We start from the raw sequence: 21,883 nt of genomic DNA on the forward strand, positions 1-21,883 counted from the left end.
CTGCCGGCCTTCAAAAAGGCCCTCACTGACCACCGAAATCCACTTCGCTCCCCGTGCAAAGCCCTCACAAGGGGAGAAGGGCTCGCCGCATGAGCCAGCTCGGCGCTACCATTACCCCCGAAGGTATCCGCTTCGCCGCATGGTCGTCTGCGGCCAGCCGGCTCTGGGTCTCGATCTTTGACGAACGGGGAAACCGCGAGATCGACCGGCTCGAACTCCGGTCGGAAGGCGAGGGCGTTCACGCGCTTTTCGTTGCCGGCCTCGCTGCCGGCACCCGATACGGCTTTCGCGCCGATGGCGACTATGCGCCCGAGCGAGGGCTCTGGTTTGATCCCGACAAGCTGCTGGTCGACCCCTATGCCGTCGAGATCGACAGGCCGTATGTCTGTGACGACCGGCTCGCCGCTCGCCGGGGCGAGGGGACCGACACCGCCCCGCTGCTGTCGAAGGCGATTGCCGGCGCCTTGGCAGAGCCGCTGGCTGCTTTGCCGCCGCTGTTCCAGCCCGGTGGACTGGTCTACGAAGTGCCGGTGCGAGCCTTCACCATGTTGCATCCGGACATCCCGAAGCAGCAGCGCGGCACGATTGCCGCCCTTGCCCATCCGGCCGTCGTCGAGCACTTGAAAAAACTCGGGGTCGGCGCGGTCGAATTGATGCCGGTGACGGCGTCGATCGACGAACGACATCTGCCGCCACTCGGGCTCCGCAACGCCTGGGGCTACAATCCCGTGACCTTCATGACGCTCGATCCGCGCCTCGCGCCCGGCGGTCTCGCGGAATTGCGGCAGACGGTCGCCGCACTGCGTGAGGCCGGCATCGGTGTTATCCTCGACTTGGTCTTCAACCACACCGGCGAAAGCGACAGGTTTGGACCGACGCTGTCGCTGCGGGGCCTCGACAGCCGCGCCTACTACCGGCATTGGCCGGACGGCAGCTTGGCTAACGACACCGGCACCGGCAATACGGTCGCTTGCGATCATCCGGTCGTCCAGGAAATGGTCCTCGACACGCTTCGTCATTTTGTCCGCCATGCCGGCGTCGACGGTTTCCGTTTCGATCTGGCGCCCATTCTAGGGCGGGTCGAGGGCGTTTTCGACACCGATGCGCCGTTGCTGAGAGCTGTTCGGAACGACCCGGTTCTTGGCGACAGGGTGCTGATCGCCGAGCCTTGGGATATCGGGCCGGACGGCTATCAGCTCGGCAACTTCCCGCCGCCTTTCCTCGAGTGGAACGACAGATATCGCGACGATATCCGCCGCTTCTGGCGTGGCGATCGCGGCATGATCGGCGCGCTGGCAACGCGGCTCGCCGGCTCGTCCGATGTCTTTGCCAAAGCGGGAGAGCGAACAAGCCGCAGCGTCAACTTCATCGCCGCGCATGATGGCATGGCGCTGGCCGATATCGTTGCCTACGAGCACAAGCATAACGAGGCCAATGGCGAGCAGAACAGAGATGGCCACAACGAGAACCTGTCGTGGAACAACGGCGTCGAAGGCGAAGCCGGCGATGAGGCCATCGCCAAGGCCCGCTTTGATGATCAATGCGCGCTGCTGGCGACGCTGTTTGCCTCGCGTGGAACGATCATGCTGACCGCAGGCGACGAATTCGGCCGCACGCAAAAGGGCAACAACAACGCCTATGCGCAGGACAACGAAATCACCTGGCTCGACTGGGCCGGCCGTGACCAGACGCTGGAGCATTATGCCTCTGGACTTGCCGCGATGCGTCGCGCCGCGCCGGCACTTTCCGACACGCGTTTCCTGACCGGAGAGCCGCGGCCCGGGTCGGAAGTACCGGATGTTGCCTGGCTGACCGAGACCGGGGCGCCAGTCGATGAGAGAAGCTGGCAGAACCCTGAGCGGCATCGCCTGGCCATGGTGCTCGGCGGCACTGGCGACGGGGGCTGCCGTCTTGCGGTCGTCGTCAATGGCGATCGTCGGGCCTGTATGTTCACGCTACCGGAGCGCGAGGGATTTTTCTGGGGCCCGGCCATGGAAACATCGGCTGGCGCTTTCGACATCTCGCAGCCGGTGCCTGGGCGAACGGTCGTTTTCATGATCGAGCGCAAGGTCGGGCCGGCCCGCATCGAGGAGAACCCATGATGGCTGATGACAATGCCGAGTGGTGGCGCGGCTGCGTCATCTATCAGATCTACCCGCGCTCCTTCCAGGACACGACGGGGGACGGCGGCGGCGATCTGCGTGGCATTGCCTCAAGGCTGGCTCATGTTGCATCGCTTGGCGTCGACGCCATCTGGCTGTCGCCCATCTTCAAATCCCCGATGGCCGATATGGGCTACGACGTGTCCGACTATACAGCCGTCGATCCGATGTTCGGCACGTCGGAGGAATTCGACGCGGTGGTCGCCGAGGCGCACCGTCTCGGCCTGAAAGTCATCATCGACCAGGTCCTGTCGCATTCGTCCGATCGGCATGAATGGTTCGTCGAAAGCCGCTCAAGCCGCGATAACCCCAAGGCCGACTGGTATGTCTGGGCCGATCCGAGGCCTGACGGCACCGCGCCCAACAACTGGCTGTCGGTCTTCGGCGGCCCTGCCTGGGAGTGGGATGCGACCCGCAGGCAATATTACATGCACAATTTCCTCGCCTCGCAGCCGGACCTGAATTTCCACAATCCGGAGGTTCAGGACGCCTTGCTGGAGACGGTGCGGTTCTGGCTGGAGCGCGGCGTCGACGGTTTCCGGCTGGATACGGTCAACTACTACGTCCATGACCGCTGGCTGCGCAGCAACCCGCCGCTGGCATCGAGCGTCGCCGGCACCAACACCGAAACCAATCCCTACCTCTACCAGGAGCATCTGTTCGACAAGACGCAGCCTGAAAACCTCGCTTTCCTCAGGCGTTTTCGGGCGCTACTCGATGGATATGAGGGTCGCGCCGCTGTCGGTGAGGTCGGCGACGAGGACCGTTCATTGCAGACGCTCGCCGCCTACACCGCCGACGGCGACAAGCTTGACATGTGCTACACTTTCGACCTGCTCGGTCCGCAATTCTCGGCAGCACACGTACGTGGCTGCGTCGAGGCCTTCGAGCGCGCAGTGTCCGACGGCTGGGTCTGCTGGGCGTTTTCCAACCACGACGTCGTTCGCCACGTGACGCGCTGGACAAGACCCCACGGCGATCCGGAGAGGGTCGCAAAATTCTCGATCGCGCTGCTGTCATGCCTGCGTGGATCGATCTGCCTCTATCAGGGTGAGGAGCTTGGGTTGGAGGAGGCGAAACTGGCGTTCGAGGATCTGCGCGACCCCTACGGCATCCGCTTCTGGCCCGGGTTCAAGGGCAGGGATGGATGCCGCACGCCGATGGTCTGGGAGAAAGGCGCCGAGAATGCCGGTTTTTCCACCGGCAGGCCGTGGCTTCCGGTGCCGGATAGCCATCGCGCCCGCGCGGTTGATGTCCAAAACGGCGAGGAGAAGTCGGTTCTAGCCAGCTACCGGGCGATGCTCGCCTTGCGCAAGCAGCATGTGGCCCTGGTACAGGGCTCGATCCGGTTTCTCGATGCAGAGGGTGATGTCCTTGCCTTCATTCGTGAAGGCGGCGGCGAGAAGCTGCTCTGCGTCTTCAATTTCGCCGACGCGCCGGCCAACTGGCCGTTGGCGCCGGATGTAGATGTTGCAGAGACAATCGATCTTGGCGGCACTGGGGCCGCCTTGCAGAGCAAAATTCTGTCGCTGCCGCCGCTGGGCTGCTTCCTCGGGCGAGCCGGCTGACCTTCCTACCTGGCCGTCATTGAACGAGCACGGAGCGCCCGCAAGTCGCGCCCAAGACCCGGACATCGGCCTCGCCGACACGCACGCCCAGTGCCGCAAGCACGTTATAAACCAATTCGTCGACAGGTGCAGTCACACCGTTCAGCAGCGCCACAATTGCTGGCTTCACCGTTCCAAGCAGCGCGGTTACATCAAGCCCGAGGCCCAGCGCACTGACCGAAAGCGACAAATTGTTGACCAGCGACGTGGTAAGAGATTGCGTCAGGTTTTTCGTGGAAGCGGTCTTTATCGTCTTGTTTGCGATTTCGGTGCTGTTGAAGGTCAATGCCGTCGGCTCGGTGTTGGTGATCTCGAAGGCCGCAGAGCCATTCACGCCGATCAGATTTAGGGTGAGAAACAGAAGCTTCACGCTGACCTGCGCGATTTCGGCATTTTGAAACGACTGTGGGTTGCTGAAATCGGCGAAGGCGGAGGGGCTGTTGTCGGCATCGCTGGCGCCAAGGTGCAGCGATGCTAGGCTCGGCCGTGCGGCAATGGAAACCTTCAAACTGTCGGGATGCCCCGTCGGGCAGCTGATGTCGGTCAGCTTGGCTTCGGCAGAGGCCACCTCGACATGCAGCGGCAGTTTGACGGCCAGGAGGCTGATGCCGCCACCGAGAGTCGCATTGCTGCCGCCGACCGACGCCACCAGCTTGATCCGTGTCTGCGCCGTTCGCACCACGGCGCCCTTCTCGCCAATTGTCAGCCATGGCGAGAATTGCGCAGGTTCGCCGATGGCAACGGCAAGCGTGGTGGAGACAAGCCCCGGAATCGTGGCTCCGAGATTGAGCTCGACCTGCTTCGAGCCGTTGGCCAGTGCGGCGGCGGTAGTCAGTATGCCCATGGCGCTAGCGTCGACCGAGAAACCGGCCGACTTTTGCCCGAGGCCCAGTTGGCCAATTGATCCAAGGTCGACAAGATGATTGAGCGGTATCTTGACCGTGCTGGTGGTCCTTGAGGCGATTGTCTGCAAAGCAAGCTTGCTGGTGCTGCCAACGGGTGAAACGTCAGCCATGGCCGTCGCTATCTGGCCCACCGTAGCTTTCGAAGCCAACACCTCCGAATAGCTGACACCTGTCAGCTGCAACTGAACGGCAAGTGCGTCAAAGAACGAAAGCAGGTTGACGTCGGCAGCGATCAGAGCGTTGTAGTCCATGACGCTGAGCGAAATGTTGCCGCCCAGGAGGCCGCTGAGAAGCGAGTTCAGGATGCCGCCATTGACGCTGAGAAGCCTGGACCCGACCGAAAACATCGCCTGCGGCGCTATGCTGGCAACGGCTTGGGTGCCGATCACCGGAGTCGCGATAAGCGAACTCGCGAAATAGCGGGCGGGTATCTTTTGCAGCGCGACATGGACGGCGTTGTAGGGCGTCTTGCCGGCCTCGAAGCGCTTGTCAACGCCGAGCGACGACTCTGGTGAATATCGGCCGGCGGTGACCGACACCACGGTTTTTCCGAGAGTAGGAACGATTGTCTGTCCTGCCTTCTGAACAACAATACCCGGCATTCCGTTATCGCCGAGCGTGGTCACCACCGCGGCCTCTATGTTGTTGATGTTGGAAGCCGCCGTGATCGCGGCAAGATCGACCAGTGACTGCGCCTCCCGGCGCTCCACATAGATCGAACCTTCATCGATGGCGAAGGCAGCCAGCGCCAGCGCGAACGGTGCGCACAGCGCCGTCATGACGGTGAAGTTCGCCTTCGGGTCGCCAAGCATTGAGCGAGCAACCCGGCCGATCCTCCCCAGTAAAGGTTCCGACATTCAGATGCCCCCGACCCGTATTGTCGACTTGCGTGAGATCGTGCTTCCCGGCATGGGCAGCGCCGGGAATAGATTCCAGACGGGCAGGTTGCTGGCATCGTATTGGATGGAGACCACGAACTGTTTTCCGTCGGCCGTGCTGTCTTTAGCCTGATAGGTCAGCTTGTCGGAATCGACAAAGGGATATCCACTGGCGTTGTTGTTGACGAAGCTGGTCACCAGCGCCTGGCGCTCGGTTTCGTTCAGCCCGGCAATTGCCGTGCGTGCGGCATCCGCCGCGATCTGCTGCACGGAGTTGCTTGCACCAAAATAGATACCATATGCAACCATGCCGAGCAAAAGCAGGATGAAAATGGGCGAAAGCAGTGCAAACTCGATTGCAGAGGTGCCGGAATTTTCTCTACATAGACGCCAGATTATTCTTAAGTGGAGTGTTTTTTGGCACTTTGTGGCGGCTGCCTTACTTTCTGTGCTGTTCATACCCTTTGCCCGTTGGGAGATGTGTGAGATCTATCGAAGCCCATCGTGCAATGTAACCCATGGTTGCTTAAAGGCGGCTTAAGACATTTCGACAAAGTGGAATCGACGACAGGTTTCTTGCCGGAAACGAAAATCTCGAAGTGAGAAAACGCAGCCAAGCCTATGGTTTCAATTACTGTTCTATCGGCCACGAGGTAGCTCTCGGCGCGCCTTACTTTGGGTGACCCCTAGAGCCTGTTGAAATAAAAATTCTCCACGTTACTGTCTGGCCACCAGCTGCCGGAAAGGGAACCGGCGGCGCGCTCAAAGGGGCCATCTAATCGGTTTCGGGGCGTCAACACTCAAGAGGCGTAGCTGTAGGGCCGTCTCGACAGGGAGAACTTCATGCTGAAAAATATGCTGAAGGCGACGGTATTCGCCACAACCATGACGTTGGCCGCGGGCACGTTCTACGCGCCGGCTTTCGCCGAGGTCGTCTATAACAGAGGCAGCGCCGCCGAAGTGGAGTCGGTCGACCCGCACAAGACCTCGACAGTCTACGAAGCCAATGTTTTGCGTGACCTGTTCCAGGGATTGGTCATGCAAGATCAAAAGGCGAATGTCATTCCGGGCGCCGCCGAGAGCTGGACGGTATCGGACGACGGCACCGTCTATACCTTCAAGCTGCGCAAGGACGGCGTCTGGTCGGACGGCAGCCCGGTGACGGCAGATGACTTCGTCTACTCTTTCCAGCGGCTGGAAGACCCGGCCACCGGCGCCGAATATGCCTCGATGCTCTATCCCGTGAAGAACGCCGAGGAGGTGAACACCAAGAAGGCCAAGCCCGAGGAGATGGGCGTCAAGGCAATTGACGCAAGTACCCTGGAAGTGACGCTGAAGGCGCCCACGCCCTACTTCCTCGAAATGCTGACCCACCAGGCGGCCTATCCGGTCAACAAGGCTTCCATCGAAAAGCTTGGCGCAGATTGGATCAAGCCGGGCAACCTGGTCTCCAACGGCGCCTTTACGCTGGCGGAGTGGGTTCCCAACGACCACATCAAACTGGTCAAGAATCCGAAATTCTGGGATGCTGCGACCGTCAAGATCGACACCGTCAACGTTATCCCGACCGAAGACCGCTCGTCGGCGATGAAGCGCTTCGAGGCCGGCGAACTCGACAGCTACGATGATCTCCCGACCGAACAGCTCGCCGATCTCAAGGCCAAGTTTGGCGATCAAATCCGCGTCGGGCCGTATCTCGGCACCTACTATTATGCGATCAAGACCGACAAGGCCCCATGGGATAATGTCGAGCTGCGCAACGCCATCTCCATGGCAATCGACCGCGACTTCATTGCCGAAAAGGTCTGGCAGAACTCGATGCTGCCCGGTTATTCGATGGTGCCTCCGGGCATCGAGGGTTACACGCCGGCAATGGCCAAGTATGCTGAGATGTCGCAAATCGACCGCGAGGACGAAGCCAAGAAGGTGCTTGAGAAGCTTGGCTACACGCCCGAGAATCCGCTGAAGATGGAAATCCGCTACAACACTTCGGAAAACCACAAGAACACCGCGGTCGCCATCCAGGAACAGTTGAAGCCGCTCGGCATCGAAATCACGTTGCTCAACACCGACACCAAGACCCACTACTCCTTCCTGGAGCAGAAGGGCGACTATGACGTCGCGCGTGCCGCCTGGATTGCGGACTACAAGGATCCGGAAACCTTCCTCGGCATCACCCGCAAGGCCAGTGGCAACAACTATTCGGTCTACAACAGCCCGAAATACGAGGAGGCCATGGACAAGGCGGCAGCCGCCGGCGGCAAGCCCGAAGAGCGCATGAAGGAACTCGCCAAGGCCGAGCGCATCCTCGTCGATGAGGTCGGCAACATCCCGCTTCTCTACTATAGTTATCACGATATCGTTTCTCCGAAGCTTCATGGCTTCGAGGACAACGTCATGGACGTGCATCCGTCGCGCTTCATCTCCAAGGACTGATTTTCCTTGGCCGAACTGCCGCTCTTTTGCAGCGCCGCGCGTCCTTCGGGACGCGCAAAGGACGCTGTAACGCTTTGATTTTGCGCATGGCCCTTCCGAACCTTCGGTTCGGTTCGGGGTCATGAGTTAGGGCGGCGGTTCCGGTTTGCTAGCAAAGCGGGGAACCGATGCTGCGTTACGTATTTCGGCGGCTCCTGACCGCCATTCCGACGCTGTTCGTCATCGTGACGATGGCGTTCTTCCTGATACGCGTCGCGCCGGGCGGGCCATTCAATCAGGAGCGGGGCCTGAGTCCGGAGATCAAGGCCAATCTTGAAGCGCAGTTTGGCCTGAACGATCCGCTCTGGCTGCAATATGTCCACTATCTCGGCAATCTGCTGCGCGGCAATTTCGGGCCGAGCTACAACATGCCGGATTTCACCGTCACCGAATTGTTTGCCAAGGGGCTGCCCATTTCGATTCAGATCGGCGCCTCGGCCCTGATCCTGGCGCTGCTGCTCGGCAGTCTCCTCGGCACCATTGCCGCGCTCAATCAGAACAAGCTTGCCGACTATTCGGTGATTGCGCTGGCTGCCGCTGGCAGCACTATCCCGACCTTCGTCATCGCACCAGTGATCCAGCTTTTGTTCGGTCTGACCTGGAAGCTGCTGCCGATCGGCGGCTGGGGGGATGGCGCTCTCCTCAACAAGGTCGGGCCTGTGCTGACCCTGGCTTTGCCGCAGATCGCCATCGTCGCCCGCCTGATGCGCGGCTCGATGATCGAATCGTTGCGCTCGCACCACATCCGCACCGCACGCGCGCTCGGTCTGTCGGACTGGTCGGTGGTCGTCAAGCATGCGCTGCGCGGCGCCATTCTGCCGATCGTCTCCTTCACCGGCCCGGCGGCGGCGGCATTGCTCACCGGCTCGATCATCGTCGAGACGATTTTCGCCGTTCCCGGCATCGGCCGCTATTTCGTCGAGGCTGCGCTCAACCGCGACTACACGCTGGTCATGGGCACTGTGGTGGTCATCGCTCTGTTCACCATCGTCTTCAACCTGATCGTCGACATCATGTACGCCTTCGTCGATCCGAGAGTGCGCTATGACTGACATCGCAGCCACCGTTCCGGCCGTCGTCGGCCGCTCCCTGTGGGCCGATGCCTGGGCGCGCCTCAAGGCCAATCGCGCCGCCATGTTCAGCCTGTATTATCTTGCCTTCATCGCGCTCCTCAGCGTGTTCGGGCCCTCTTTGGTGCCGCATCGATACACCACCATCTACGCCGACTATGTGCGCACGCCGCCGAGCTTCTCGGCCTATCCGAAGGCCGACAAGATCGAAACGGCGCTCAATGAGGCGATCAAGCGTATGCGTGTCGACATCAAGGAGTGGCGGCAGGAAGACAATCGCATCTTCGTCACCGTCACATCTTCCAAGCCGATCGACGACCGCAATGTCCGCTACCTCGACCGTTCCGATGCCTTCGACAACACGAAGATCGAGAGCAAATCGCCTGACGGCCTTGAAGCGGTGATGAGCGCTTCGATCAGGCAGCAGTATTTCCTGTTCGGCACCGACAATACCGGCCGCGATCTCCTGTCGCGGACGCTGATGGCCGGGCGCATCTCGCTGGCCATCGGCCTGCTCGCCGGGGTCGTCGCCGGCGTCATCGGCGTGCTCTATGGCGCTACTGCCGGCCTTGCCGGCGGCAAGGTCGACGAGGTGATGATGCGCATCGTCGATGTGCTTTATTCGCTGCCGTTCATCTTCTTCGTCATCATGCTGGTGGTCTTCTTCGGCCGGAACTTCGTGCTGATGTTCCTTGCGGTCGGCGCCGTGCTCTGGCTCGACATGGCGCGCATCGTGCGCGGTCAGGCGCTGTCGATCCGGCGGCAGGAATATGTCCAGGCGGCGGAGGCGATGGGCATCGGCCAGCGCGGCATCCTGATCCGCCACGTCATTCCCAACCTGCTTGGCCCAGTGGTCATCTACATGACGCTGCTGGTGCCGCATGTCATCATCCTGGAGAGTTTCCTGTCCTTCCTCGGGCTTGGCGTGCAGGAACCGATGACCAGCTGGGGCGTACTGATCTCGACCGGCGCCAAGAACATCGGCACCGCCAACTGGCTGCTCTTGTTCCCTGCCTTCTTTCTCGTCTCGACGCTGTTCGCGCTGAACTTCGTTGGCGACGGCCTGCGCGATGCGCTCGACCCTAGGGATCGTTGAGATGGACGCTTCCGAAACGATCCTCAACGTTAAAGACCTTCGCGTCCGCTTTCGAACGCTCGACGGCGTGGTCGAGGCGGTCAAGGGCATCAACATCCACGTCAATGCAGGCGAAACCGTCGCCGTGGTCGGTGAATCCGGGTCCGGCAAGAGCCAGACGATGATGGCAGCGATGAGCCTGCTGGCCTCGAACGGCGAGGCGACAGGCGTCGTCGACTATCGCGGCCGCAACCTTTTAACCCTAAGCAAGCCCGAGTTGAACAAGGTCCGCGGCCGCAAGATCAGCATGATCTTCCAGGAGCCGATGACATCGCTCGATCCGCTCTATTCGATCGGCAATCAGCTGATCGAACCGATCCGCCGGCATCGCGGGCTTAGTGCGGCGCAAGCACGCGAAGAGGCGCTCAAGCTCTTGCGGCTGGTTCATATTCCCGATCCCGAACGGCGGATGAAATCCTACCCGCATGAAATGTCGGGTGGCCAGCGACAGCGGGTCATGATCGCCATGGCGCTGGCCAACGATCCCGACATACTGATCGCAGACGAACCGACGACGGCGCTCGACGTGACGATCCAGGCGCAGATCCTCATGCTGCTCGCCGAGCTGCAGCGCAAGCTCGGCATGGCGATCGTCTTCATCACCCATGATCTCGGCATCGTCCGGCGCTTTGCCGACCGCGTCTACGTCATGCGCTACGGCGAAGTCGTAGAGGAGGGCGAGGCGGAAGCGATCTTCGTCAACCCGCAGCATGCCTACACCAAGATGCTGCTGGCCGCCGAGCCGACCGGAACCAAAGCGCCGCCGCCGCCAAACGCGCCTGTCCTGCTCGAAGGCAGGAATGTCGAGGTGAACTTCAAGATCGGCGGCGGGTTTCTTGCCGGAGAGCCGCTGGTGCTGCGCGCGGTCGATCACATTTCGATCCGCCTTCAGCGGAACCAGACCATCGGCATCGTCGGCGAATCCGGTTCGGGAAAATCGACGCTCGGGCGGGCTTTACTGCGGCTTCTGCCAAGCGATGGCCTCATCCGCTTTGGCGATCGCGATATCTCCTCCGCCGACCGTCAGACTATGCGGCCGCTGCGGCGTGAATTGCAGCTCGTCTTCCAAGACCCGTTCGGTTCGCTGTCGCCGCGCATGACCGTCGGCCAGGTCATCACCGAAGGGCTTCTGGTGCATGAGCCGACCCTGTCGGGTAAGCAACGCGATCTGCGCGCGGTCGAGGCCTTGCGCGAAGTCGGGCTCGATCCGAATGCGCGCAATCGCTACCCGCACGAATTCTCCGGCGGCCAGCGCCAGCGCATTGCCATCGCGCGCGCGATGATCCTCAAGCCCAAGGTGGTCGTGCTCGACGAGCCGACCTCGGCGCTCGACCGCTCCGTCCAGAAGCAGATCGTCGAGCTGCTGCGCAAGCTGCAGGCCGACCATGAATTGTCCTATCTGTTCATCAGCCACGATCTCGCCGTCGTGCGCGCCATGGCCGACTACATCATCGTCATGAAGCAAGGCAAGATCGTCGAGGAAGGGCCGACCGAGGCGATCTTCAGCAATCCGCAAGCTACCTACACGCAGACGCTGATGGCCGCGGCCATCGACGTCACTCGGTTTCGCTTAAGCGCGTAACGCGATCAGTCAGGCCTGCAGCGGAGGGAGATTTTTTCGGGAGCAAAACAGCCAACCACTGGCCGTTCCGGGAGAAGGAGACAGTTCATTCCGGCTAGGTGATTAGTATCAAGTCTGACCACACAAACCCTGAAGAGTGGGACCCACGTGATTGACCTTTCGGGATCAACGCCCACAAAAGCGTAAATGCGCAATGGGGATAAACCACGCATGCTTTGAGCTTGCATTCCAGACAGAGCACCCGCCTGATTTGCGTGACAGTTGGCTGTTGTTAACGAACATCCAGCGCAGGTCGATGTAGGAAAACGTCGCTAGTCGGGTCGAGCGCGGCAGATGCCGGCGAGAATGGTTCAGTCGAAGAAGCCCGCGTCCTCTTCCCTGAGATACTTCCTGGTTGCTTCGGCGTCGATATCGAGGCCCAGCCCCGGCGCTTCCAGCAGGTCCACCATGCTGTCCTTCACGATCTGCGACGGCAGGCCGATTACGAGGTCCTCCCACCAGGGGTCGGAGGCGCTCGGGTATTCGAAGGCGATGTAGTTGGCGGGCAAGGTGGCGCAGACATTGATCAACGCGCCGAGGCCGAGCAGGCCGTTCGCCGTGCCGTGCGGCGCCATCAGGATCGAGTGCATTTGGGCGTGCTCGGCTACCCATTTGAGCTCGGCGATGCCACCGATATCGGCCGGGTCCGGACCGATGATACGGACCGCCTGCGTTTCGATCAGCTCCTTGAAATTATGGCGCAGGTAGATCTGCTCGCCGGTATGGATTGGCGTCGAGGTGGAGGTGGTCAGCTCCCGATAGGCCTGCGGATTGACCCACGGCACATAGTCGCCAGTCAGCATGTCCTCGAGCCACATCAAATTGTACTTCTCGACCGCGCGAGCAAACTTAATCGCATCGGGCAGCATCCAGCCCGGGCCGCAGTCGAGCGCCAGGCTGACCTCGTCGCCCAGCACTTCCTTCATCGCGATCACGCAGTCGAGCATGTGATTGAAACCGCGCTCGCTGATCACGCCTTGATCCATGGCACCGTGATAGCCGGCCTTCTTCTGCGTCACGCCGTAATGGAAGCCCTCAATGGTGTCCTTCATGTTGGAGTGGAACGAGATTCCTTGCTTGATCATGAAGAAGTTCTGCGGCTGCTCCATCATCCATTTGACATCAGCGGCGTAGTCCTCCGGCCGGTCGCCCGTGCGTTTCTGGCGGATCGAGCCGTTGTAGACGCGCACCTTGTCGCGCACTTTGCCGCCGAGCAGTTTGTAGGCCGGCACGCCTGCAGCCTTGCCGGCAATGTCCCATAGCGCATGCTCGATAGCGCTCACCGCCGCGCCATAGGGCTTGAAAGAGCCGCGTTGGCGGATCTTCAGCATCACCCGCTCGACGTCGGTTGGGTCCTCGCCGATCAGGGCCTCGCGGAAATGCAGCACCCAGGGCTTGAGGTAGGGCTTGGTGTACTCGACCTCACCCAGGCCATAGAGGCCCTCGTCGGTGACGACGCGAACGATGGGGTGCTTGCCGATGACGGCACAGCGGAGATCGGTGATCTTCATGGCGCAGTCCTATTTCACAGACGAGAAAGCTGTCGGCGTGAGCAGCTGGCTGCTGATATTGGCAATGATCTGCCCGTCGCGCTCAGACTCGTCCCGGGCTCTGTGCCATGCCGGATCGGTGACGAAAGCCGCCCATTTCGCCTCACGCTCGGCCAGCGATTCCCAGGCGAGGAAATAGGTGAGGCGATTGCTGTTTTCGCCGATCGCCGTGGTGAAAAACCCGGCTTGGCGGATGCCATGCCTCTCCCAGATGGCCAGCGTTTGGTCGGAAAAGCGCTTGAGCAAAGCCGGCAGCCTGCCCGGCAGGCAGTCATAGATACGCAGTTCGTAGATCATGGTTTCGTCCGTTTCTTTCTTCGCCTCTCCCTTGGGAGAGGTCGACACGAATGGTCGGTCGTTGGCCCTGTGAGCCTGGGGGAATGAGGGAAGGGGTCTGGGCTAACTCCAGGTCCGGTCCCAGCTATATTCATTGTCCCAATGCTCGGTGGATTGCCATATCCCCGTGACCCCCGGTTGCAGGTGCAGCGAGATTACCTCGTCGACTACGTCGTCAATCCCCAGGCCCGGCTTGTCCAGAACAGTGATAAAGCCCTCCTTGACGAGCGGCTTGGGAACGCCGGTGACGATATCGTCCCACCAGTCGACATCGGCGGAGTGATATTCGAGCGCCATGAAGTTTTCGGTCGCGGTCGCGACATGCGCCGCAGCCATTGCCGCGATTGGACTTTCCGCCATATGGATCGCCATGGCGACACCATGGTCCTGTGCCGCGTCGCCGATCTTCTTGGTCTCGAGGATGCCGCCGGTGGTCAGCAAGTCCGGATGGATGACCGAGATGCCTGAGTTGAGCAGCGGCTCGAAGCCTTCCTTGAGATAGATGTCCTCACCCGTGCAGATCGGCACGGACGTAGCCTGCTGCAACTGCCGATACTGCTCGGTGTACTGCCAGGGGATCACGTCCTCGAGCCAGGCCGGTGCATATTTCTCGATCCGCCGGGCGAGACGGATGCCATCCTGCAGCGAGATGTGGCCGACATGGTCGATGGCGAGCGGGACCTCGTAGCCGATCACCTCGCGGACCTCGTGGATATATTGATCGAGCAGGTCGATGCCCTTTTCGGTGAAGTGGAGGCCGGTGAAGGGATGCGGCACGTTCTGCGCGTCATAGGCGGCATTGCGCGCCCGGCGTTCGTCCAACGTGCGTGCCCGGCCGCGGCTGGCATGCGTGCGGAAACCGTCGAGCACGCCAGCCGGCGCGACCACCGCGCCCGGGATGTGGGAGATCTGCGCCAGCCCCAGATCCATCTTGAGGAACGTGAAGCCGAGTTCCATGCGCTGCTTGAGGCGCTTGCCGGTCTCGGTGCCACTTGGCTTGTCGGCGTCGGTGTCGCAATAGACACGCACCTTGTCGCGGAACCGTCCCCCGAGCATCTGGTAGATCGGCACGCCATAGGCCTTGCCGGCGAGATCCCACAGCGCGATTTCGACCGCCGAGACGCCGCCGCCTTGCCGGCCATGGCCACCAAATTGCTTGATGCGGCGGAACAGTCGGTCAATGTCACAGGGATTCTCGCCGAGCAACCGGCTCTTCAGCATCAGCGCATAGGTGGCGCTAGCGCCGTCACGCACTTCGCCCAGGCCGACAATGCCCTGGTTGGTGTAGATCTTGATGAGCGCCGAGGTGAACGGCGCACCGACGATTTCGGCTACCCGCATGTCGGTGATGCGAAGGTCGGACGGCTTGGAGTTCGCGTTCACCCGATTGAGCGCCTCGTCGGCGCCACCCGTCTTTGGCATGGCTTGTCCTCGTTCTAGGTCAGCGGAGCTTGCCGCCCCGCACGCTGAGCATCGAGTTGCTAGTCCAGCTCGATCTCATGGGCCTGCAGGTAGTCGCGGTCCATCTCAACACCCAGACCAGGCTTCGATGTCAGCTTCAGGCTGCCGTTCGAAACGTCGAGAGGTCTGTCGATGAGGTGATCGTATTTGCCCAGGTTCCACTCCGACGTTTCGAGCTTGTAGAAGTTGGGAACGGTCATCATCACCTGCGCTCCCGCAACCACGTTGATCGGCCCAGCGGCGTCATGCGGCGAGACCGGGATGTAGTAGGCTTCGCATAGGGCGGAAATCTTCTTGAGTTCGGTAATGCCGCCGGTCCAGGTCACATCAGGCATGATGTAGTCAGCGAGCTTGTTCTCGAGTACCGGCACGAAATCCCATTTCGTGTGGCCGCGCTCGCCCCACGAGATCGCGGCACTGACCTTCTCACGCACCTGCTTGAGTGCGTTAAGGCTCTCGGGCGGACAGGGCTCCTCAAACCAGTCGATCTGGCCGGCTTCCTCCAGGCTCCGACATAGGCGAATAGCGGTGGGAACGTCGAAGCGGCCATGCGCGTCGATGAGAATGTCGACATCAGGCCCCGCCGTTTCGCGGATCAGCGCCGTGAGTTCGGCCGCTTCGCGCTCGTCCTTGCGAGTCATGCTGCCATCGAGGTAACCGTCCCGCTGTTCGCGGGACAGGCCATCGGCGGTGCGGCCCTGGTGGGGGAAAGGATCGAACTTGAGCGCTGTGTGTCCGGACTCGACGATGTCCAAAATTTCGCGGACCACAGCCTCCTTGCTGGTGAATTTGGCCTGGTTAGGATGGGTGTAGAGTGCGATTTCATCGCGCACCGGTCCGCCTAGCAGCTCGTAGATCGGCTTACCGAGGACTTTGCCCCGGATATCCCAGAGGGCTATATCGATGGCGCTCACGCATTCGACGGCGGCGCCGCGGCTGCCCATGTAGGTGAAGCTGCGGAAAATCTTGTGCCAGAGACGCTCGATATGAGCTGGATTCTCGCCTGTCACGGCGATGCCGATCTGCCGCAGGATCGTGCACAGGGCGCGGTTGGCGAGCCTTGTGGTTGTCGTGATCTCTCCCCAGCCGCTCACCCCTTCGTCGGTCGTCACCTCGACGAAAAGGAACTCTCCCCAATAGGAAGCATCGGACTTGATCAGCCACGGCCGAATGCTCGTGATTTTCATCTCAACTACCTTTTTCGAAATGGTCGGGCTAACGATGTTCTGGACCGGACATTCTATCCGGCCCGAGCGGCGTTGCGCGCTCGCATCTGTTCGAGAATATGCCGGCCTGAACCCTCGACATGGCGAGAAACGAGTTCGGCCGCCTTGTCGGCCTCTCCCGCCTTTACGAGCGCGATGAGTTCGCGGTGCTCGCGAATGATCGCGGCACGCCGTGCAAGCGTGAAGTTGAAACGCCGGCTCACGGCTCGCAGCACTTCGCGATGCTTCCACCAAAGTTCGGCGGCATGGCGGTTATAGTGCCGCTGGTACATCACGGTGTGGAAAGCCGTATCCAGCTCGCTGTGCCTGAACGTGTCGGCGAAGTTGTTCTCTTCGATCAGGCCTTGGAGACGTTCGAGCTCGGCGATGTCCTCGCCGGTCGCCATATTCACAAACCATCGCGTCAAGGCCGGCTCGATCAGAACACCGATTTCATAGATATCCCGCACAAAATCCTGATCTATGGGTCGGACGCGCGCCCCGCGGTTGGGGAGAAATATGACAAAACCCTCCCCGCGCAAGAGTTGCAGGGCCTCGCGCACGGGGTTGGTCGAGGTGCCATGACGCCGGGCGAGGTCGGTGACCACAAGCCGTTCGTTGGCGACGAGCCGCCCTTCGATGATGTCTTCCCTAATCAGTTCGTAAACTGAGGCGCCCTCGCTGGAGGCCCCTATGGGGTCAATCTCAGCCGGTGGCATGGCTTTAAAATCGCTTATTTCGGCCAAGGCCGGCTCCCCTATTCAGTACATACTCTGCCCGATATCACACACGGTTTCCCCAAACAATGTACGATCCTATGCGTTGACAGGCAATCCACGATCTGAAAACGTACAAGGTGATCGAAGGGATACATAGAATAGGGAGGCGTCCCGCGGTCGTACGAGCTAGGCCGCTTTGCCTCGGCGCAGGGCGGCATGGAGAACCAGGGAGGATACCTATGACGAGGATTACGCTCGGCAGTGCGGTCCTGCGCGGCACTGTCGCCACTGCTTTGATGGCATCGCTGATGTCCACATCGGCACTCGGTGCGCCGCCGGTCGACCTGAGCAAGTGGTCGCCGGAATATGTGCGCTCCATTGCCGGCACACAGGATTTTGACACGGCAGCCGATTGCGCCAAGGTCACCCCGCTCGACTACAAGGGACGGCTGACTTTCTGGTATCAGGGCGTGTTCGAGGGCGACCCCGACCTCCTGCGCCAGTACTACAAGGAATTCTTCGAGACCTTCCGCAAGACCTATCCGAACATCCAGCTCGAGGAACAAGCCCTCACCTATAACGACCTTCTTGACAAGTTCCGCACGGCGCTCCTGGGCAATGCCGCGCCGATGGCGGTCCGCCTGCAAATCCTGGGTGGTACCGAGTTCGCGTCAAAGGGCTATCTGGAACCGCTCAAACCCGAAGATGTCGGCTATTCGACCGATGATTTCTGGCCCGGCGCCATGAAGGCCGTAACCTGGGAGGACGTTACCTACGGCATTCCGACCAACAACGAGACGATGGCATTCATCTGGAACGCCGACATCTTCAAGCGGGCGGGCCTCGATCCGGACAAGCCGCCGGCAACCTGGGACGACGTCGTCAAATATTCCAAGCAGATCCACGACAAGCTCGGCATTGCCGGCTACGGCCTCGTGGCTCGCAAGAATGCCGGCAATACGCCGTACCGTTTCATGCCACAGCTATGGGCCTATGGCGGCGGCGTCTTCGACGAAGCCACCGCGAACCCGACCTATGAGGAGGTCCAACTCGGCAGCCCGCAGAGCAAGGCAGCGCTGCAAGCCTCATACGACATGTACGTTCGCGACAAATCGGTTCCGGTTTCGGCACTCACCAACCAGCAGGCCGATAACCAGCCCCTGTTCCTCGCCGGCCAGCTTGGCATGATGATCTCGCACCCGTCCGACTACGACGTGATGCTCGACCTGCAGAAGAAGGCGACAGGCACCGACAAAGACAAGGCGCAGACCGTCATCGACAACATGCGCTACGGCCTGATTCCGACTGGCCCCGACGGCAAGCGCGCCGTCGTGTTCGGCGGCTCGAACATTCACATTCTGAAGCCCGAATATGTCGAGGGCGGCAAGGTAGACGAGCCGGCTGCAAAGGCCATCATCTGCATGTGGGCGAGCCCTGAGTGGTCGCTGAAGATGGCCTACGCCGGCTCGAACCCAGGCAACCTTAATGGTTTCAAGACCAAATGGATGAAGGAACGTCTCGACAACATCGAGTTCCTCGATGTGACGACCTCGATGCTGCCATATGGCATCCCGTTCCCAGCGCTGCCGCAATCCCCCGAGATCATGAACATCATCGTCCCGGACATGCTGCAGAATGCCCTGACCGGAGCGATGACCGTCGACCAGGCAGCGGACGACGCGGCCCAGAAGGTCAAAGATCTGATGGGCGGACTCTAGTCCAAGCCTGACCTGCGATCTGGCCGGCTGCGCCGATAGTGCAGCCGGCTCGTTCCGAAGAACGAGGGCACGCCACAGTGACGATCGTGACCGGCAAGGCCGAGGCTCGCCGAATATTGCAACCCGGTAAATCCGGCTTGTTGCGGAAGATATGGGAGCATCGCGCCGACTACGCATACGTGCTCCCTGCGATCGCCGTGATGCTCATCGTCATCGCCTATCCGATCTACTACACGATCGAGCTGTCGTTCTTTAAGACGCCGCCTGGCCTACAGCTCCGCGACAAGACCTTTATCGGCTTCGACAACTACACGACCATCCTCGCCAGTCGTGTGTTCTGGAAAGTCACCTGGAACACTCTGATCTGGACAGTGGGATCCACTTTCATCTCTTTTGTCCTGGGGTTTGCCGCAGCGCTGGCGCTCCACCGCGATTTTATCGGCCGTGGTGTCCTGCGCGCTGTCCTGATCGTTCCCTGGGTCATCAGCGCGGTCGCCGCCTCCTATATCTGGAGGTGGATCTACCATTCGGACTTCGGGATCATCGGCGCAGTGCTGGTCGGCCTCGGATTGGCCGACCGGCCGCCGAATTTCATCGACAGCGTCAGCACGGTGCTGCCATCCCTGATCGTTGTCAATATCTGGCGCGAGTTTCCGTTTGCCATGATCATGATGATGGCCGGCCTGCAGACAGTCCCCGAACAGTTGCTGAGCGCTGCAAAAGTCGACGGAGCCAGTGCATGGCAGCGCTTCTGGCACGTCACCTTCCCGCATTTGCGCAACGTCTCGACAGTGACGATCCTGCTGCTCGCGGTGGCCAACTTCAATTCCTTCATCATCCCCTGGATCATGACCGGCGGCGGGCCGTCGAACGCATCGCATATCTGGATCACCCACATTTATGAGCTCGCCTTCGGCCGACAGCTCTGGGGCGTGGCATCGGCCTATTCGGTGCTCCTGTTCCTCATCCTGATGACGCTGGGCTACTTCTACGTCCGTGCGCTAAGCGGCAACGAGCGGAAAGAAGGGAGCGCATGAGCACGATTGTCGAGACAGCCCCTCGAGGTCAGACCCGGCGCCGCATGCGTGTCGACGGATGGCGGTGGGCCGGGCGCATCTTCCTCGTTTTCATGCTGCTTTACACCGCGCTGCCGATGATCTGGATGCTGATCACTTCGATCAAGTCTGGGTTCGCGGCGATGCAATTCCCGCCGCAATGGTGGCCGGACCAGCCTACCCTCGCCAGCTATCAAAAGCTGCTCGATCCGCAGAACAGCGTCGGTCAGGACTTCCTCCGCTTCTTCTGGAACAGCCTTTTCGTCTCGACCGTCACGACAATCCTTTCGGTGATCGTGGCTGTCCCTGCGGCCTACGCGTTTTCCCGCTTCAGTTTCCCCGGCCGAAACTTCCTGTTCTTCTCGGTGCTGCTGCGCAACATGTTCCCGGCCGTGATCTTTCTCGTGCCGCTCTTCATCCTGATGCGCGTGCTGGGGCTGGTGAACACACATGGCTCGCTGATCCTCACCTATCTCACCTTCGGCCTGCCGCTGGCGATCTGGCTGCTCAAGGGCTTTTACGACAACATCCCGGTGCAGCTCGAGCAGGCGGCGCGCATCGATGGCGCAACGCGGTTCCAGGCCTTCATCCTGATCGTGATGCCGCTCTCGACGCCGGGGATCATCGCCACCGCGATCTATTCCTTCATCGGCGCGTGGAACGAATACATCTACGCCTACACCTTCCTCTCCAAAAACGACCAGCTGACACTGCCGGTCGGCATCCAGCGCTTCTTCTCGGAAAATACGACGGACTTTCCGGGCCTGATGGCGGCCAGCTTTATGATGAGCGTGCCCGTCGTGGTGCTGTTCCTCGTCCTGCAACGATACTTCGTACGCGCCCTTACAGAAGGCGCGGTCAAGCATTAAGGAGTTGCCGATGGCCCACGTGGTCCTCAAAGATCTCGTCAAGACCTATGGCAGCTTCAAAGCCGTCAACGACGTTTCGTTGACGGTCAATGACGGCGAATTCGTTGCGTTAGTCGGCCCTTCAGGCTGCGGCAAGACGACCACGCTTAATCTCGTCGCGGGGCTGATCCCAATCACATCGGGCGACATCGTCATCGGGGAACGAGTGGTCAACGACCTCGACCCCAAGGACCGCGACATCGCAATGGTGTTCCAGAACTACGCGCTCTACCCGCAGAAATCGGTCTACAAGAACCTGGCGTTCCCGTTGCAGATGCGCAAACTCCCCAGGGACGAGATTGACAAGAAGGTCAAGGAAGCGGCGCGAGTGCTCGACATGACGCACTTGCTCGAGCGCAAGCCGCGCGAACTTTCGGGCGGACAGCAGCAGCGTGTGGCCCTGGGCCGTGCCCTCGTCCGCGACCCCGCTGTGTTCCTGATGGATGAGCCGCTCTCTAACCTCGATGCCAAACTGCGCGTGCAGATGCGGTCCGAAATAAAGCGGTTCCATCAGGACCTGAAGGCGACGATCATCTATGTAACGCACGACCAGCTCGAGGCCGTGACCATGGCAGACAGGATGGCGGTAATGAACGGTGGCTATCTGCAGCAATACGATTCGCCGGCACAGGTTTTCGCCCATCCCGTGAACATGTTTGTCGCGAGCTTCATAGGCAGCCCGGCGATGAGCCTTATTCCGCTGGAGGCATCGACGGCAAACGGCAACACCGTGTTGACCAGCGCGGAAGGCTGGAGCCTCGAGCTGTCGCAACTCAACGCGCGCAAGGTCCAGAGGGCGACGACCAAGAAGGTCGTGCTCGGAGCGCGACACTCGACGATCAAGCTGCACAACAGCGCGGTCCCCGGTGCCATTCCGGCCAAGGCCTTTACGGTGGAACCAACCGGAGACGTCACCTTCGTGCAGGCGTTCCTCTCCGGCGCCATCGTCAACATCAGCGTGCCTCCCAACATCGCCGTCGCACCTGACGAACAGATCTGGCTCGAGTTCGATCAGGAGCGGATGCATCTGTTCGACGGCGAAACTGAAATGGCCCTCACGGCCAACTGAGATAGGGCG

The 21,883-nt window shown here is 60.8% G+C and carries 17 protein-coding genes; 10 read left to right on the forward strand and 7 right to left on the reverse strand.

Translation table 11 applies throughout. The features are described from left to right. Positions 1–89 precede the first annotated feature (89 nt). Entirely contained in the window at positions 90–2,102 is a 2,013-nt protein-coding gene (glgX, locus tag CIT25_RS19965) for a glycogen debranching protein GlgX (protein ID WP_095486235.1), read from the forward strand. Further along, positions 2,102–3,730, forward strand: a complete 1,629-nt coding sequence (bglA, locus tag CIT25_RS19970) for a beta-galactosidase BglA (RefSeq protein WP_095486236.1) — start codon at positions 2,102–2,104, stop codon at positions 3,728–3,730. The genes glgX and bglA overlap by 1 nt, the downstream gene beginning before the upstream one ends. A gap of 16 nt (positions 3,731–3,746) precedes the next feature. On the opposite strand, the gene CIT25_RS19975 is transcribed toward bglA, so the two are convergent. Beyond that, entirely contained in the window at positions 3,747–5,531 is a 1,785-nt protein-coding gene (locus CIT25_RS19975; RefSeq protein WP_245329915.1) for a pilus assembly protein TadG-related protein, read from the reverse strand. Continuing rightward, the gene (locus CIT25_RS19980; RefSeq protein WP_095486238.1) at positions 5,532–6,011 is read right to left on the reverse strand and encodes a TadE/TadG family type IV pilus assembly protein; all 480 of its coding nucleotides are present in this window, start codon (positions 6,009–6,011) and stop codon (positions 5,532–5,534) included. A gap of 384 nt (positions 6,012–6,395) precedes the next feature. Here CIT25_RS19980 and CIT25_RS19985 point away from each other — a divergent pair, with 384 nt between their 5' ends. From CIT25_RS19985 to CIT25_RS20000, 4 genes are all read left to right on the forward strand, one after another. After that, on the forward strand, positions 6,396–7,988 hold the full coding sequence (locus CIT25_RS19985; protein ID WP_095486239.1) for a peptide ABC transporter substrate-binding protein: 1,593 nt from the start codon (positions 6,396–6,398) through the stop codon (positions 7,986–7,988). Between the two features lie 167 nt (positions 7,989–8,155). Further along, positions 8,156–9,079: an ABC transporter permease subunit gene (locus CIT25_RS19990; RefSeq protein ID WP_095486240.1), complete on the forward strand. Its 924-nt coding sequence runs from the start codon at positions 8,156–8,158 to the stop codon at positions 9,077–9,079. Further along, positions 9,072–10,193 carry an ABC transporter permease gene (locus CIT25_RS19995; RefSeq protein ID WP_095486241.1) on the forward strand — a complete coding sequence of 374 codons (1,122 nt, stop codon included), beginning with the start codon at positions 9,072–9,074 and terminating at the stop codon, positions 10,191–10,193. The genes CIT25_RS19990 and CIT25_RS19995 overlap by 8 nt, the downstream gene beginning before the upstream one ends. Before the next feature lies 1 nt (position 10,194). Further along, the gene (locus tag CIT25_RS20000; RefSeq protein ID WP_095486242.1) at positions 10,195–11,814 is read left to right on the forward strand and encodes an ABC transporter ATP-binding protein; all 1,620 of its coding nucleotides are present in this window, start codon (positions 10,195–10,197) and stop codon (positions 11,812–11,814) included. Positions 11,815–12,164: 350 nt separating this feature from the next. Here CIT25_RS20000 and CIT25_RS20005 read toward each other — a convergent pair whose 3' ends face one another. From CIT25_RS20005 to CIT25_RS20025, 5 genes are all read right to left on the reverse strand, one after another. Then, on the reverse strand, positions 12,165–13,364 hold the full coding sequence (locus CIT25_RS20005) for a mandelate racemase/muconate lactonizing enzyme family protein (RefSeq protein ID WP_095486243.1): 1,200 nt from the start codon (positions 13,362–13,364) through the stop codon (positions 12,165–12,167). A gap of 9 nt (positions 13,365–13,373) precedes the next feature. Further along, positions 13,374–13,700 carry an NIPSNAP family protein gene (locus CIT25_RS20010; RefSeq protein ID WP_095486584.1) on the reverse strand — a complete coding sequence of 109 codons (327 nt, stop codon included), beginning with the start codon at positions 13,698–13,700 and terminating at the stop codon, positions 13,374–13,376. Positions 13,701–13,802: 102 nt separating this feature from the next. Beyond that, complete coding sequence (locus tag CIT25_RS20015; protein ID WP_095486244.1) at positions 13,803–15,161, reverse strand: mandelate racemase/muconate lactonizing enzyme family protein; 1,359 nt, start codon at positions 15,159–15,161, stop codon at positions 13,803–13,805. Positions 15,162–15,220: 59 nt separating this feature from the next. Further along, positions 15,221–16,387: a mandelate racemase/muconate lactonizing enzyme family protein gene (locus tag CIT25_RS20020; RefSeq protein ID WP_095486245.1), complete on the reverse strand. Its 1,167-nt coding sequence runs from the start codon at positions 16,385–16,387 to the stop codon at positions 15,221–15,223. Positions 16,388–16,440: 53 nt separating this feature from the next. Then, the gene (locus CIT25_RS20025; protein ID WP_095486246.1) at positions 16,441–17,151 is read right to left on the reverse strand and encodes a GntR family transcriptional regulator; all 711 of its coding nucleotides are present in this window, start codon (positions 17,149–17,151) and stop codon (positions 16,441–16,443) included. Positions 17,152–17,363: 212 nt separating this feature from the next. Between CIT25_RS20025 and CIT25_RS20030 the strand changes: the two genes are divergently transcribed. The 4 genes from CIT25_RS20030 (at position 17,364) to CIT25_RS20045 (ending at position 21,874) form a co-directional block, all read left to right on the forward strand. Then, positions 17,364–18,842: an ABC transporter substrate-binding protein gene (locus tag CIT25_RS20030; protein ID WP_095486247.1), complete on the forward strand. Its 1,479-nt coding sequence runs from the start codon at positions 17,364–17,366 to the stop codon at positions 18,840–18,842. A gap of 77 nt (positions 18,843–18,919) precedes the next feature. Further along, positions 18,920–19,879 (forward strand): carbohydrate ABC transporter permease, encoded by a 960-nt coding sequence (locus CIT25_RS20035; protein WP_095486248.1) that lies wholly within the window; start codon positions 18,920–18,922, stop codon positions 19,877–19,879. Beyond that, the gene (locus tag CIT25_RS20040; RefSeq protein WP_095486249.1) at positions 19,876–20,766 is read left to right on the forward strand and encodes a carbohydrate ABC transporter permease; all 891 of its coding nucleotides are present in this window, start codon (positions 19,876–19,878) and stop codon (positions 20,764–20,766) included. The genes CIT25_RS20035 and CIT25_RS20040 overlap by 4 nt, the downstream gene beginning before the upstream one ends. A 10-nt stretch (positions 20,767–20,776) precedes the next feature. Then, on the forward strand, positions 20,777–21,874 hold the full coding sequence (locus tag CIT25_RS20045; protein WP_095486250.1) for an ABC transporter ATP-binding protein: 1,098 nt from the start codon (positions 20,777–20,779) through the stop codon (positions 21,872–21,874). Positions 21,875–21,883: the final 9 nt, after the last annotated feature.

The organism is Mesorhizobium mediterraneum, from assembly GCF_002284565.1.
GTDB classification, from domain to species: Bacteria; Pseudomonadota; Alphaproteobacteria; order Rhizobiales; family Rhizobiaceae; genus Mesorhizobium; species Mesorhizobium mediterraneum.

Coding starts and splice junctions, on each gene's coding strand:
- CIT25_RS20015 (WP_095486244.1), bottom strand. CDS start 15,161: ATGCCAAAGACGGGTGGCGCCGACGAGGCGCTCAATCGGGTGAACGCG.
- CIT25_RS20010 (WP_095486584.1), bottom strand. CDS start 13,700: ATGATCTACGAACTGCGTATCTATGACTGCCTGCCGGGCAGGCTGCCG.
- CIT25_RS19985 (WP_095486239.1), top strand. CDS start 6,396: ATGCTGAAAAATATGCTGAAGGCGACGGTATTCGCCACAACCATGACG.
- CIT25_RS20045 (WP_095486250.1), top strand. CDS start 20,777: ATGGCCCACGTGGTCCTCAAAGATCTCGTCAAGACCTATGGCAGCTTC.
- CIT25_RS20005 (WP_095486243.1), bottom strand. CDS start 13,364: ATGAAGATCACCGATCTCCGCTGTGCCGTCATCGGCAAGCACCCCATC.
- CIT25_RS20000 (WP_095486242.1), top strand. CDS start 10,195: ATGGACGCTTCCGAAACGATCCTCAACGTTAAAGACCTTCGCGTCCGC.
- CIT25_RS19975 (WP_245329915.1), bottom strand. CDS start 5,531: ATGTCGGAACCTTTACTGGGGAGGATCGGCCGGGTTGCTCGCTCAATG.
- CIT25_RS19980 (WP_095486238.1), bottom strand. CDS start 6,011: ATGAACAGCACAGAAAGTAAGGCAGCCGCCACAAAGTGCCAAAAAACA.
- CIT25_RS20020 (WP_095486245.1), bottom strand. CDS start 16,387: ATGAAAATCACGAGCATTCGGCCGTGGCTGATCAAGTCCGATGCTTCC.
- CIT25_RS19990 (WP_095486240.1), top strand. CDS start 8,156: ATGCTGCGTTACGTATTTCGGCGGCTCCTGACCGCCATTCCGACGCTG.
- CIT25_RS20030 (WP_095486247.1), top strand. CDS start 17,364: ATGACGAGGATTACGCTCGGCAGTGCGGTCCTGCGCGGCACTGTCGCC.
- glgX (WP_095486235.1), top strand. CDS start 90: ATGAGCCAGCTCGGCGCTACCATTACCCCCGAAGGTATCCGCTTCGCC.
- bglA (WP_095486236.1), top strand. CDS start 2,102: ATGGCTGATGACAATGCCGAGTGGTGGCGCGGCTGCGTCATCTATCAG.
- CIT25_RS20040 (WP_095486249.1), top strand. CDS start 19,876: ATGAGCACGATTGTCGAGACAGCCCCTCGAGGTCAGACCCGGCGCCGC.
- CIT25_RS19995 (WP_095486241.1), top strand. CDS start 9,072: ATGACTGACATCGCAGCCACCGTTCCGGCCGTCGTCGGCCGCTCCCTG.